This window comes from Burkholderia sp. AU39826 (assembly GCF_020419965.1).
Classification (GTDB): Bacteria; Pseudomonadota; Gammaproteobacteria; order Burkholderiales; family Burkholderiaceae; genus Burkholderia; species Burkholderia semiarida.
In genome coordinates this window covers 73,008-86,752 of record NZ_JAIZQG010000012.1, presented here as the reverse complement: position 1 = coordinate 86,752, position 13,745 = coordinate 73,008, and the positions used below count along the sequence as shown (strand labels likewise).

Annotated in this window: 14 protein-coding genes; 11 read left to right on the top strand and 3 right to left on the bottom strand. The window is 64.0% G+C overall.

From position 1 onward, the window contains the following. Positions 1-14: 14 nt before the first annotated feature. On the bottom strand, positions 15-728 hold the full coding sequence (locus LGM42_RS20470; RefSeq protein ID WP_226233089.1) for a type 1 glutamine amidotransferase domain-containing protein: 714 nt from the start codon (positions 726-728) through the stop codon (positions 15-17). 121 nt (positions 729-849) lie between these two features. Here LGM42_RS20470 and LGM42_RS20465 point away from each other — a divergent pair, with 121 nt between their 5' ends. After that, a complete protein-coding gene (locus tag LGM42_RS20465) occupies positions 850-1,758 on the top strand; it encodes a LysR family transcriptional regulator (RefSeq protein ID WP_059582208.1) in 909 nt (302 codons plus the stop codon). A 265-nt stretch (positions 1,759-2,023) separates the two neighbouring features. Here the strand turns inward: LGM42_RS20465 and LGM42_RS20460 are convergent, their stop codons facing one another. After that, on the bottom strand, positions 2,024-2,944 hold the full coding sequence (locus LGM42_RS20460) for a LysR family transcriptional regulator (protein WP_226233042.1): 921 nt from the start codon (positions 2,942-2,944) through the stop codon (positions 2,024-2,026). Positions 2,945-3,053: 109 nt separating this feature from the next. Here LGM42_RS20460 and LGM42_RS20455 point away from each other — a divergent pair, with 109 nt between their 5' ends. The 10 genes from LGM42_RS20455 (at position 3,054) to LGM42_RS20410 (ending at position 12,631) form a co-directional block, all read left to right on the top strand. Next, entirely contained in the window at positions 3,054-3,791 is a 738-nt protein-coding gene (locus LGM42_RS20455; RefSeq protein ID WP_226233041.1) for an SDR family oxidoreductase, read from the top strand. A 56-nt stretch (positions 3,792-3,847) separates the two neighbouring features. Continuing rightward, positions 3,848-4,930 (top strand): alkene reductase, encoded by a 1,083-nt coding sequence (locus tag LGM42_RS20450; RefSeq protein ID WP_226233040.1) that lies wholly within the window; start codon positions 3,848-3,850, stop codon positions 4,928-4,930. A gap of 163 nt (positions 4,931-5,093) precedes the next feature. Then, positions 5,094-5,930, top strand: a complete 837-nt coding sequence (locus tag LGM42_RS20445; RefSeq protein ID WP_226233039.1) for an alpha/beta fold hydrolase — start codon at positions 5,094-5,096, stop codon at positions 5,928-5,930. 73 nt (positions 5,931-6,003) lie between these two features. Continuing rightward, complete coding sequence (locus tag LGM42_RS20440) at positions 6,004-6,393, top strand: limonene-1,2-epoxide hydrolase family protein (RefSeq protein ID WP_226233038.1); 390 nt, start codon at positions 6,004-6,006, stop codon at positions 6,391-6,393. Between the two features lie 2 nt (positions 6,394-6,395). Beyond that, on the top strand, positions 6,396-6,650 hold the full coding sequence (locus LGM42_RS20435) for a hypothetical protein (RefSeq protein WP_226233037.1): 255 nt from the start codon (positions 6,396-6,398) through the stop codon (positions 6,648-6,650). After that, positions 6,634-7,062, top strand: coding sequence for a DUF3331 domain-containing protein (locus LGM42_RS20430; protein WP_226233036.1), 429 nt, complete (start codon positions 6,634-6,636; stop codon positions 7,060-7,062). Before LGM42_RS20435 ends, LGM42_RS20430 begins: the two co-directional genes overlap by 17 nt. Positions 7,063-7,339: 277 nt before the next feature. Then, on the top strand, positions 7,340-8,530 hold the full coding sequence (locus LGM42_RS20425) for a M20 aminoacylase family protein (RefSeq protein WP_226233035.1): 1,191 nt from the start codon (positions 7,340-7,342) through the stop codon (positions 8,528-8,530). 56 nt (positions 8,531-8,586) lie between these two features. Next, positions 8,587-9,918: an MFS transporter gene (locus tag LGM42_RS20420; protein ID WP_226233034.1), complete on the top strand. Its 1,332-nt coding sequence runs from the start codon at positions 8,587-8,589 to the stop codon at positions 9,916-9,918. Positions 9,919-10,069: 151 nt separating this feature from the next. Beyond that, entirely contained in the window at positions 10,070-11,185 is a 1,116-nt protein-coding gene (locus LGM42_RS20415) for a succinylglutamate desuccinylase/aspartoacylase family protein (RefSeq protein ID WP_226233033.1), read from the top strand. 342 nt (positions 11,186-11,527) lie between these two features. Continuing rightward, positions 11,528-12,631 carry a PDDEXK nuclease domain-containing protein gene (locus LGM42_RS20410; protein ID WP_226233032.1) on the top strand — a complete coding sequence of 368 codons (1,104 nt, stop codon included), beginning with the start codon at positions 11,528-11,530 and terminating at the stop codon, positions 12,629-12,631. A 140-nt stretch (positions 12,632-12,771) separates the two neighbouring features. On the opposite strand, the gene LGM42_RS20405 is transcribed toward LGM42_RS20410, so the two are convergent. Beyond that, positions 12,772-13,560, bottom strand: a complete 789-nt coding sequence (locus LGM42_RS20405; protein ID WP_059582012.1) for an IclR family transcriptional regulator — start codon at positions 13,558-13,560, stop codon at positions 12,772-12,774. Positions 13,561-13,745: the final 185 nt, after the last annotated feature.

Below are 13,745 nucleotides of genomic sequence, written 5' to 3'. Positions count from 1 at the left end.
TCCATCGGGAAGGTTCAAGCTTGTCGTGAACGGGCGAGCAACAGATGACGCATCGCGGCGCCCACGCCGGCGGCCGACTGCGGGTTCTGGCCAGTCACGAGCCGTCCGTCGACGACGACCTTGGCGGTCCAGTTCGGCACGGGATGGTGAAGTGCGCCGCGCTGCTTCAAGGTGCTCGCGAGCAGGAACGGGACGACGCGATCGAGCTGGACCTCCCGTTCTTCCTCGTCCGTGAAGGCGCTCAGATTCTTACCGGCGACGAGATATGTACCGTCGCCGAGCTTCACGTCGACCAGTGCGGCCGGCCCATGACACACCGCGCCGACCACGCCACCCGCGTCATGGATGTCGCGGGTCACTTTCTGCACGTCGGGATTGCCCGGAAAGTCCCACATCGCGCCGTGGCCGCCGGCAAAGAAGACAGCGGCATACTTCGACGCATCGACGTCGCCCAGCCGCTGCGTGTGGCGGAGCGCGTCGCGGAAATCACGGTCGTTCCAATAGCGCGCATTGATTTCATCGGTCAGGTCGAGCCCGTCGACCGGCGGTTCGCCGCCCTGAATCGATGCGAATTCGACGGGAATGCCGGCCGCGTCCAGTTCAGCCAGCGGATGCGTCACTTCGCCGAGATAGAAACCGGTCGGCTCGCCGGTTGAGCCTTTCTTCGCGTGGCTCGTGAGTACGAATAGAACCTGCAGATGCTGCCGGTCGCGATGTTCGCCATTCATGCTGTGCTCCTGGGTTTCAACGGGTGACTCGACGATGCAGTCACGACGCACGCACTTTATTTGGCTCATCGATGAAGATAAACTGGCGCAGAAGTAAAGCTTTTGTTCTTTGGAGGACAAGATGGCGCGTAAATTCGACCATCTCGGTGACGTGGAAGCGTTCGTGACGGTGGTCGAAAAAGGCTCGATGACTGCCGGTGCGGTCGCATTGGGGAGCACGCCTTCCGTGTTGAGCCGGGCCATCACACGTCTGGAGGCCCGGCTGGGCACGCAGTTGCTGCGTCGTTCCACGCGGCGGTTGAGCCTGACGGAGCACGGCAGGCTCTATCTGGAGCAATCGCGCGCGGCGTTTTTGCTGATCGATGACGCCGAGCGGGCCATTCAGGGGCACGGCGGTACGTTGACCGGCCATGTCCGGCTGAGCGTACCGACGACGTACGGGCACTATCGTCTGCCGCCGCTGCTTCGACGCTTCACGCGGGAACACCCGCACGTTCGCGTGGAGTTGAACATCGCGAACCGGAACGTGGATCTCGTGGCCGAAGGTTTCGACCTGGCGATCCGTCTGGGCGAATTGCCGGACAGCGGTCTGGTCGCGCGCAAGCTCGAGGATGCGGCGCTGTGCCTTGTCGCGTCGCCCGAGTACGTCGCCCACGCCGGCACGCCCGGAAACGTGGCCGACCTGGAGCACCATCTTTGTTTGCCGTTCATGCTGCCCAGCAGCGGCCGTATCGCGCCCTGGGTATTCCGTGACGGCGATCGCGACATCGATTGGCTGCCGGCTTCGAACGTCGCGGTGTCCGACGACGTGCTCGGTGTCGTGTCGATGGCGCAGAGTGGCGCCGGTATCTGCCAGACCTATGACTTCATCGTCCAGGATCGGATCCGGGCCGGAAATCTCGTCGAGGTATTGCCCCATCTGCGCGGGCGCACACGGCCGTTTTCGGTCGTCTACGCACCGCATCGCCGCCTGTCGGCCGCGTCCCGCACCTTGATCGACATGTTGGTTGCGTCGACGGGCGAGGCTTGAAGCGATTGCGATACGTTCTGCGCTGTGGCACGCGGTGGAAGGGCCGGCGCCACGGTCGTCCAATGCCAGCGTCCCGTTCCGTCGGTAACTGGTCCGTGTTGACGCTGTATGTTGACGTCAACGGAACGTGGGACGTCAACATGGCGACTGGACGGCCGAAGGCGGAACTCGTGCTGAACGAAGACGAGCGTTGCGAGGTGACGCCACCTCGGCGCAGCTTACCTTCGGCCGCTCCGCTCGTATTCCGAAAACCGCGGGCTGCTCGTCATTGATCTGCCGCATACGAAGCGAAAACCTTTTTCAGGTATGCCAAGAATACTTTGACGTTCGGGTTACTGCGACGGCTCTCCGGCCAAAGGGCAGTGATAGTGGAGCGCGGTTCGACGAACTCGCTGAGGACCGGCACGAGTTCCCCGCGCCGAACGTACGATGCAGCGACATACGTCGGTGAAATGCCCACGCCTCCGCCGGCCGCCATGACGGCAGCCACTGCGTCGCTGGTATCGACAACGATACCCGCATTCGGCGTGAGGCTGAGCGACCCTTCGTCCGTGGCAAAAGTCCAGCGAAGAACTTGTCCCGAGCTTTGAAAGCGAAAGTTCACGCAATCATGATCCACGAGGTCGTCAGGATGTCTGGGAATACCGCGTCTGGCGAGGTAGTCAGGAGACGCATAGGCTCCGATGTAGTGAGGCGAAAGCGCTCGCGAGACCAGACGAGAGCCCACGAGATCCCCAACGCGAACAGCCACGTCGAAACCTTCACTGACGAGGTCGACGAGATGATCACCCAAGCGCAGGTCGATCGACAGCTTGGGAAAGCGCTTGCGAAATGCGGGTAGGGCAGGCGCGATCAGATGAACACCGATTGGGAGCGGCGCGGTCACTTTCAGGATGCCCGCAGGCTCGGATCGTGCCGAGGCAGCAACCTGTTCGATCGCTTCCATTTCCGACAGCAGGCGCAGCGTGCGTTCATGCAAGTCGCGCCCCTCCTGAGTCAGCGTCAATGACCGTGTCGTGCGGTTGAACAGTTTGATCTCGAAGTGGCGCTCCAGACGCTGGATACTTTTGCTTATCGCGGAAGGCGTTACGCCAAGTGCGCGCGCCGCGGCCGAATAGCTTCCTAACGATGCCGCGCGGCTGAATGCGATAAGACCGGTGAGGCGGTCCAGGCTGATTTGTTCCATGGCGGAAATATAGAAGCGAATCGAGCGCTAATTTTCAATGTCGTGTGTGAAGTATAGAGTGCTCTGCACGGCGCCGTTTTGAGTTGCGCCGGCTGACAGGGCCCACTTCATGAACGCTGATTTCGATTCCCATTCACTCAAGAGCAAGTCCGTCCTCATCTTCGGCGGCACGTCCGGAATCGGCCTTGCGGCGGCCAAACAGGCCAAGGCCGCGGGTGCGAGCGTCACGGTTGTCGGGTTCGACTCGAAGGGGGCCGAACAGGTCGCCACCGAAAATGGATTTGCGGGTTGGCGCAGCGCCGACGTGACCAAGCCGGAAACCATCGTCTCGGCGCTCGCCGACATTGCTCACGTCGACCATCTCGTTCTCCTCGCGGGAACCTTCGTGGCCGGCAAGGTGCTGGAGGCGGATGTCGACTATCTACGACGGGCGTTCGACGAGCGCGTTTGGGCAGCCATCCATACCTTGCGAACGTTGGGTGATCGCCTGGCCGCCGATGCCTCCATCACCTTCATTTCCGGCGTGTTGGCCGACCGGCCCAACGCCTATGGCACCGCCATTCTTGCATCCGCGTCGGCCGCGATGGAGGCGCTCGCCAGGGGGCTGGTTCTGGAACTTGCGCCTCGCCGTGTCAACACCGTTTCTCCCGGCACCACCGACACGCCGTTGCTGGCGCGCACGCTCGGCGAGGGTCGTGACGCGTACGTCAACGCATTGAAAGACAAATTGCCACTGCATCGTTTGGCAACCGCTGAAGAAGTGGGCGCCGCCGTGGTGTTCCTCATGAGCAATGGATCAATGAACGGCGAGACGATTCATGTCGACGGCGGCGCCCGCCTTGTCTGAGCCGACTAAAGGGTCGTCGGTCGTTCCACGCTGGCAAAAATCGGAAGGAGGTTGGGGTGCCTACGCTGTTTGATCCTGTTCGACTCGGTGCGATTGAAGCGCCCAACCGTATCCTCATGGCACCGATGACGCGTGCGCGGGGAACGCGCGAACACGTACCGACCGCGATGATGGCGGACTACTACAGTCAGCGAGCATCTGCGGGGCTCATCATCTCGGAGGCGATCGGTATCTCCCGGCAGGGCCTGGGGTGGCCTTACGCCACCGGCCTGTGGACAACCGCGCAAATCGCCGGCTGGTGCAAAGTAACCGACGCCGTGCACAAAGCGGGCGGTCGCATCATTGCTCAGCTTTGGCATATGGGGCGAGTCGTGCATCCGAGCTTTCTGGACGGTGCATCGCCTGTCTCCGCGTCCGAGACTACGGCGCCAGGCCATGCGCATACGTACTCGGGCAAGCAACCCTACACGCAGGCGCGCGCACTCGAGACCAACGAAATGCCCGCGATTATCGAGCAGTTCGCCGCCGCTGCACGTCATGCGCTGCAGGCCGGCTTCGACGGCGTACAGTTGCATGCGTCGAACGGTTACCTGATCGATCAATTCCTGCGAGACAGTGCCAACTTCCGCGGCGACGCGTATGGCGGATCGATCTCGAATCGGCTCCGGCTTCTCATCGAGGCGACCCGGGCCGTCGCGGATGTAGTCGGTCCCGGCCGTACCAGCGTTCGCCTGTCTCCGAACGGCGAAACCCAGGGCGTGCGTGACGGCGATCCATTGCCGTTGTTTGTCGCGGCCGCCGAAGCGCTATCCGCAGTAGGGATCGGGTTCCTGGAACTGCGCGAGCCCCCACTGAACGGCAGTTTCGGCGTCGGCTACCTCGATCCGCTCGCTGCGAAAATTCGTCCGGCTTTCAAAGGGCCGCTGGTGCTCAACTCGGATTTCGACGCCACTCGAGCTCAGGCGGAACTCGATGCAGGCGTTGGCGACGCCGTTGCGTTCGGGCGCCCGTTCATCTCCAATCCGGACTTCCCGCGGCGGCTGGCCGAAGCGATTCCTCTCGCGTCGGACGATCCGACGACATGGTTCACGCAAGACGCGCAGGGCTACATCGATTACCCGTTCGCGCCGTCGACGTAACCCTGCCGCTCCTGAAGCAGGCTCGAGATCGGACGACACCAGCGGACGTTCTTTTCGCCTGCCGCCCGCATTCCGGCGACAACCACTCGTGATCGCGTTGGCCGCGACGACGACTTCCGCAGCAACCGTTACTTCCCTGCAACCGTACGAAAGGAACACGATCATGTCATTCATTACAACGCGGGACGGCGTAGACATTTTCTACAAAGACTGGGGGCCCAGGGAGGCTCAGCCGATCGTGTTCCATCACGGCTGGCCGCTCTCCGCGGATGACTGGGATGCCCAAATGCTCTTCTTCCTGTCGAACGGGTATCGCGTCATTGCTCACGACCGGCGCGGACACGGGCGCTCGTCGCAGGTCGCTGAAGGTCACGACATGGATCATTACGCGGCGGACGCGTTTGCTCTCGTCGAGACGTTGGACCTCAGGAATGCCGTGCATATCGGCCATTCCACCGGCGGGGGCGAAGTTGCACGCTATGTTGCAAGGCATGGCGAGCCGACGGGGCGTGTCGCCAAGGCAATTCTTGTGAGCGCCGTGACGCCGCTGATGCTGAAGACGCCGTCGAATCCCGAAGGCCTGCCACTGGATGTCTTCGACGGGCTACGCAAGGGGCTCGCTGCAAATCGCGCGCAATTCTTCGTAGACGTGCCCGCGGGCCCGTTCTACGGGTTCAACCGTCCGGACGCGACGGTTCATCAGGGCGTGATTCAGAACTGGTGGCGCCAGGCAATGATGGGTAGCGCGCAAGCCCACTACGAGGGTATCAAGGCGTTTTCGGAAACGGACCAGACCGAAGATCTCCAGTTGATCGGCGTGCCGACGCTGGTCCTTCACGGCGAGGATGACCAGATCGTCCCGTACAAGGACGCGGCGCTCAAGGCAATCAAACTGTTGAAGAACGGCAAGCTGAAAACGTTGCCGGGCTTCTCCCACGGAATGTTGACCGTCAACGCCGGTGTTTTGAACGCAGAACTGCTGGCATTCGTTCAAGGCTAAGACTGGCGGTACGTGGCGCACCTGTTTGTGCTCCATGTACCGCGCCTGCGTTCCCCCATTCTGCGGAGCCGAGATGACTACCGATGTTTTGGCTGTGGCGCTTCGATTCTTTTCGCTCTGGACCGAGAACCGCATCGACGACGCGCTGTCGATGCTCTCTGATGACGTCCTCTACGATAACGTGCCTTTCCCTGACATCGTCGGACGGGACAATGTTCGCAAATTCCACAGTGATTTCGGTGTCGGCACGACGTTCAAGGTCGACTGGACGGTGACCCATATCGCCGCAGCGGGAAGCGTTGTCCTCAATGAGCGGATCGACGTCTTCCAACACGAATCAGGAGGAAAAATCACGCTTCCCGTGATGGGCACCCTCACCATCGTCGATGATCGAATCACGGTTTGGCGAGACTACTTTGATCCTGCGGACTTCGATCGGCAGTTGAGCGCAATCAACAAGTAGTCTTGCACCGCATTGGCGAGCTACAAAGATGGCTGCTTACCGCCGGCGCCGAGCGTCGAGACGACATCTTTACCTCGCGAACGGTGACAGTTTCATTTTTGTTCTACGGCTCGCGGCCTCATGAATATCTGATGCGTAGGCGCATCGTGCGTGCACGGCTGCTGCTGCTCGAATCGCGCGCCTTGTGCGGCGCGCGCCGGGAGAAAAACAAGTCAACGTACCGACGCAACGAGGATAACGATGAATTCCGCGACTGACGTGATGGCGGTGGATCCATGGAAGCAGACGCTGGGTCTGCTTCTCCAATTGTGCCGAAGCGACGATGCGCGATCGTTCGCGTCTTCGAGCGAGTCGTTGTGTGCACGCCGGACGGAACGTCGGTTGCGCCTGCGGATGACCGCCGCGGAGCGGCGGACCGTCTCGGTGAGGTTCGTCGACCGCGTGAGCGCGACAGCGGTAACGATGGCATGGCACGATTCGACGCATTGTTCGTATGGCGATCAGGCGTGGCATGCAACCCGCGCTCGCACCAGCGCGGTGTGTGCGATCAGCGGCCGGCCGGTCCTGCCCGGTGACGCCGTCTATCAGCCCCGTGGCCGCCCAAGGCCGCTCAATGCCGACGCGATGATCCTTGCGTCGGCGCTCCACGAAGCGGAAGAGAATCGTTGATGTCTACGAGACTTGGGCAAGCTTCGTCCCGACGGGATTTCGGTTACGGGCGTTTCAGTGATGCCTGAGGCAGCCATAGCCGGATCTAAACGAAAGTCGTACCCGTATCTGACCGAAAACCACGGTTGTGACCCGTCAGGCCGCGTTAACCCTGATTAAAAAACGTTATCACGGTGAAAAATTCCGCATCTTATTGAACCGATATCGGCTCGATATAGTGGCTCGCTTTCCCGCACGCCTCGCCCGGCGTGCGCAGACGAACGGCAGGAGCCCCTTGATGACCACCGATACCCGATTCACCGAAGTCGAGGATCTGATGCCCGCCGCCGGCGGGCTGCGCGAGATCCGTCACCACATCCATCACCATCCGGAACTCGCATACGAAGAGCACGACACGGCCGCGCTCGTCGCGGACAAGCTCGAGCAATGGGGCTGGCAGGTGACGCGCGGCGTCGGCAAGACGGGCGTCGTCGGCACGCTGCGCGTGGGCGACGGCGCGCGCAGCATCGGCATTCGCGCGGACATGGATGCGCTGCCGATCGTCGAGGCGACCGGCCTGCCGTATGCGAGTGGCACGCACGGCAAGATGCACGCATGCGGCCACGACGGCCATACGACGATGCTGCTCGGCGCCGCGCAGCATCTCGCGAAGACGCGCAAGTTCTCCGGCACCGTACACCTGTATTTCCAGCCGGCGGAGGAGCACGGCGTCGACAGCGGCGCGAAGAAGATGATCGACGACGGCCTGTTCGAGCGCTTCCCGTGCGACGCCGTGTTCGGCATGCACAACCATCCGGGCGCGGCGCCGGGCGTGTTTCTCACGCGGCGCGGCCCGTTCATGTCGGCGGGCGACAAGGCGATCATCACGATCGAAGGCGTCGGCGGCCATGCGGCGCGGCCGCACCTGACGGTTGATCCGGTCGTCGTCGCGGCGAGCATCGTGATGGCGCTGCAGACGATCGTCGCGCGCAACGTCGACCCGTCGCAGCCGGCGGTCGTCACGGTCGGCTCGATGCACGCGGGCACCGCGAACAACGTGATTCCGAACGGCGCGCGCCTCGAACTCAGCGTGCGTTCGTTCAGCCCGGAAGTGCGCGCGCTGCTCAAGCGCCGCATCACCGAGCTGGCCGAAACGCAGGCCGCGAGTTACGGCGCGACCGCGAACGTCGAATACATCGAAGGCTATCCGGTCGTCGTTAATTCGGATGCCGAAACCGACTTCGCGGCTCAAGTCGCACGCGAACTCGTCGGCGATGCGCACGTGGTCGAGCAGACCGACCTGCTGATGGGCAGCGAGGATTTCGCGTTCATGCTGCAGCAGCGGCCGGGCTCGTTCGTGCGGCTCGGCAACGGCGAAGGCGAGGACGGCTGCATGGTGCACAACCCGAAATACGACTTCAACGATCGCAACCTGCCGATCGGCGCGGCGTTCTGGACGCGCCTCGTCGAGCGTTACCTCGGGCAGTGATCGCGGCGGCGGCGTGCGGCCGGCGCTTCCGGCTGCTTTGACAGGAGAGGATAGCGATGCAGAAAGACCATCTCGCGCTGCACCCCGCGTCGACGGGCGCCGTCGAAGGCGATGCGCGCGGCGCGCCTGCCGTCACGCGACGCGGCGCGATCGCCGCGGCCGTGATCGGCAACTGGCTGGAATTCTTCGACTTCACCGTGTACGGCTTCTTCGCGGTGCTGATCGGCAAGCTGTTCTTCCCGTCGAGCGACCCGACCACGTCGCTGCTGCTGTCGGTCGCGACCTTCGCCGCCGGCTTCTTCACGCGGCCGCTCGGCAGCGTCGTGCTCGGCGTCTACGCGGACCGCAAGGGGCGCAAGGCCGCGCTGAACCTGACGATCATGCTGATGGCGCTCGGCACCGGCCTGATCGCGATCGCGCCGACCCATGCGCAAGTGGGCGTGGCCGCACCGCTGCTCGTCGTGTTCGCGCGGCTGTTGCAGGGCTTCTCGCAGGGCGGCGAATTTGGCGCGGCGACGTCGACGCTGCTCGAACAGGGCGGCACGTCGCGCCGCGGGTTCCGCGCGAGCTGGCAGCTCGCGACGCAGGGCGGTGCCGCGCTGATGGGCTCCGGGTTCGCGGCGCTGCTGTCGAACACGATGACGAAGGATGCGCTGGAAAGCTGGGGCTGGCGGCTGCCGTTCCTCGTCGGCGTGCTGATCGCGCCGGTCGGGATGTTCTTGCGTCGCCGGCTCGCGGACGACGCGCCCGGCGACCGTCATCACGGCATCGAGCGCGGCGTGCTGCACGAACTGTTCTCGAAGCACACGCGCACGGTGGTGCTGCTGATGCTCACGGTAATGGGCGGCACGGTGTCGACCTACATCCTGACCTTCTACATGCCGACCTACGCGATTCATACGCTCGGTCTGCCGATGAAGCTGTCGATGTTCGTCGGCGTCGCGTCGGGCTGCGTGATGCTGGTCACGTGCCCGCTGTTCGGCTGGCTGTCGGACAAGCTCGGCAGTCGGCGCCTGCCGATCTTCGTCGGCCGCGGCGTGCTGGTCGCGCTGCTGTTCCCGGCGTTCTGGCTGATGAACCATCATCCGACGCTGTCGGTGATCCTGCCGCTGACCGCGCTGATGCTGTTGTTCTATTCGCTCGGCTCGGCGTCGGAAATGGCGCTGATGTGCGAGTCGCTGCCGCGCCACGTGCGCGCGACGGGCATCTCGATCGCGTATGCGCTCGCGGTGACGATCTTCGGCGGCACCGCGCAACTGGTCGCGACGTGGCTCGTGAAGACGACCGGCAGCAAGCTCGCGCCGGCCGGCTACGTGGCCGCATGCGTGGTGCTGTCGCTGATCGCGGTCGCGATGCTGCGCGAGACGGCGCGCGAATCGCTGGACTGACGCGCGATGCGGGTGGCGGCGCGGCCATGCGCGCCTACCGCCCGCGCACCGCTGGATCGCGCGGCAGCATTTCGATTTCAACCCGTACGGCGACTGAGCGCCGCGCTGGCTCGTTTCCCCGATTCCCCTTTTCATCGGTTCAGGATCATCGATGCAGATTCGCACCACGCCGCTCCTGTCGCCGTCGATCGGCACGCAGCGCACGCTGACGAGCTTTCATTTCGGGCCGGCCGACTGCGGCCGCAAGATCTACCTGCAGGCTGCGCTGCACGCGGACGAGACGCCCGCGATGCTTGCCGCGGTCATGCTCAAGCAGCGCCTCGCGCAACTCGACGCCGAAGGCCGGCTCGCGGCCGAAATCGTGCTCGTGCCGGTGGCCAACCCGGTCGGCCTCAATCATCATCTGCTCGGGCAGTTCATCGGCCGGTTCGATCTCGCGAGCGGCCGCAACTTCAATCGCGGCTTCCTGCCGCTCGCGGAGATCGCCGCACGTGCGCGCGACCGGCTGGGCGACGACGGCGTGCGCAATCGGGCGATCGTGCGCGAATGCGTCGGCGCGGCGCTCGATGAAATCGCGCCGCGCACCGAATTCGATGCGCTGCAGCTTGCGCTGCTGACGCTGTCGCACGACGCCGACGTCGTGATCGACCTGCATTGCTCGCTCGAAGCGGTGATGCACGTGTACACGAGCGACACCGCGTGGCCGGACGTCGAGCCGCTCGCGCGTTATCTCGGCGCGGAGGTGTCGCTGCTCGCGGAGGATTCGGGCGGGAATGCGTTCGACGACGCGCATCACCTGCTGTGGTCACGGTTGCGCGCGCATTTGCCGTCCGGCACGCCGATGGCGTCGGGTACCGTGGCCGTGACGGTCGAGTGTCGCGGCCAGCGCGACGTGACGTACGACTACGCGCGCCGCGACGCCGGCGCGCTCGTCGACTATCTCGTCTGGTGCGGCGCGGTGCGCGGCGAACGCGCGCCGCTGCCGCCGCTGGCCACGCCGGCCACGCCGCTCGCGGGCAGCGAGCAGTTTTACGCGCCGGCGAGCGGGATTCTCGTGCACCGTGCGCCAATCGGCGCGATGATCCGCGCCGGCGATCCGCTGTTCGACATCGTCGATCCGCTGACGGATGCGGTCACGACGATCTCGAGCGCGACCGACGGCGTGTTCTACATGCGGCGCGCGATCCGCTTCGTGACGGCCGGGGCGCCGCTCGGGCGCGTGACGGGCACGGTGCCGGTGCGAAAGGGGATGCTGCTGGGGGCGTGACGACGCCGTGTCCGACGGATTCGGAGCGCAATTTCGTTCCAGTCAAATTGATCGGACGTGCGCGCGCCCGTAAATTGAGCGACGCGGAGTTCGCTCCGTGTTTTGCAAGAAGGATGTTGCAGAGCGATTGGAGTTTTCGCGGGCGGCCTGTGTCGCCCGTTTTTTTATGCGCGCGTTGCAGTTCTTACTGACGCTTCATCACGGCGCTCGACCGCGCGACGGGCACGGTGTCGATGCGAACAAGCATGGTGCTCTGCATGCGGGCAATGCGGTGCTCTACGCGCGGACCGCGATTTCGTTTGTGTCGGATAGACCGAACGTTACCTCAACGGGACGCTTTCCATGACAACTGCAAAAAGAGCTGTCGTGCCGGCCGGCTATGCCGGCGTCCATGGCAGCATTGTCGAATTGCTCGAGGCCGCCCGCCATGCGGCCGCCCGCAAGGTTAATGCGCTGATGACGGCGAGCTATTGGGAAATTGGTCGCCGCATCGTCGAGGCCGAACAACAAGGGCGGCGGCGTGCAGGATACGGCGAGCAGTTGATCGAGCGGCTGGCGAACGATCTCACCGAACGGTTCGGTCGTGGGTTCAGTCGTCAGAACTTGCAGCAGATGCGGTCGTTCTTTCTGACTTGGCCAATTCGCCAGACAGTGTCTGGCGATTCTTCCCCGGCACAGGTACAGCCGAGAAGGCTCGACGAACTGGCGCAGTTGTTCACGCTACCGTGGTCGGCCTACGTGCGGCTGCTGTCGGTCAAGGACGACCAGGCGCGCCGGTTCTACGAGGCGGAAGCGCTGCGTGGCGGATGGAGCGTGCGGCAACTCGACAGACAGATCGGCAGCCAGTTCTACGAACGCACGGCGCTGTCCAGGGACAAGGCGTCGATGCTGGTCAAGGGCAACGCACGCAAGCCGGCGGACGACATCACACCCGACGATGCGATCAAAGACCCGTATGTGCTGGAGTTTCTGAATCTGAAGGACGAGTATTCGGAGTCCGACCTTGAAGCGGCCCTGATCGAGAGACTGGAAGATCTCCTGATCGAGCTCGGCGACGGGTTTGCCTTTGTTGGGCGGCAGCGCCGGCTGCGTATCGACCAGACCTGGTATCGCGTGGACTTGCTGTTCTTCCATCGCCGGCTGCGCTGTCTTGTCATCGTCGACTTGAAACTCGGCGGCCTGACCCATGCGGATGTGGGCCAGATGCACTTGTATTGCAACTACGCCAAGGCGCACTGGACGCTTCCCGACGAGAACCCGCCCGTCGGTCTGATTCTCTGTGCCGACAAGGGCCACGCGCTTGCCCGGTATGCGCTGGAGGGCTTGCCAACCAAGGTCATGGCGGCAAACTATCGAACCATGCTGCCGGACGCCGAGTTGCTGCAACGAGAGTTGGAGAACACGCGGCGCCTGCTGGAATCTCGCGTCAGGCCGCCGCGGAGATAACGCGCGTGCCGGTGCGTGCGGCCGTGTCCGCCTGACGGAGGCAGGCGCTTCTTATTGGACCGACGTCTTTATCGGCGCGGTGTTGAAGGCGATACCGGCCGGAAGTGTCACGCCACCGACGCGAGCGTGACGGCCCGCGCTCACCCCCGCCGCGCCACTAGTTCCGATACCGTCTGCGCGGCCTGCTGCAGCGGGCCGAGAAACTCCTTCACCATCTGCTTCGCGGTATGCCGCTGCGCGTTGCCGCTGATGTTCATCGCGGCGATGATCTGCCCGCGCCGGTTGCGGATCGGCGCGGACAGCGACATCAGCCCCACCTCGAGTTCCTGATCGACCACGGCCCAGCCCTGCTGGCGCACCTGCGCGATCGTCGCCTTCAGTTCGCCGATGTCGGTGATCGTGCGCGGCGTGTGCGCGCGGATGCCGCTCTGCGCGAGCGTTTCGTCGAGCGCCGCGTCGTCGAGCGCGGACAGCAGCACGCGACCCATCGACGTGCAGTACGCGGGCAGCCGGCTGCCGATCGACAGGTTGATCGTCATGATCTTGCGGGTCGGCACGCGCAGCACGTAGACGATCTCGGTGCGGTCGAGCACCGCGGCCGAACAGCTTTCGTGGATCTGTTCCGACAGTTGCTCCATCACCGGATCGGCGAGATTCCAGAACGGCATCGACGTCAGGTACGCGAAGCCGAGCTCGAGGATCTTCGGCGTGAGCCGGAACAGCCGGCCGTCGGCCTCGACGTAGCCGAGCGTCTGCAGCGTGAGCAGGATCCGGCGCGCGCCCGCGCGCGTGAGGCCGGTGGCCGACGCGACCTCGGTGAGCGTCTGCTCCGGGCGCGCCGCGTCGAACGCGCGGATCACCGCGAGGCCGCGCGCGAACGACTGTACATAGGAATCGCCGGGTTTCGTCTGAATATCGTCGGTTGTCATGAGGGCCTGGAATGTCGTGCAGCCGAGAAGATAGCGCATGGGGCCCGACACGCCAACCGCCCGGCGCGCCGCGCGCTTGACAGGGCATCCCCGCACTCCCTATGATGCGTTGAACGTTCGATACACGATCTTATGTTCGTATATAGAACATTTAAGCGCATCCCGGCGGGCAATGCAAGGGGCGC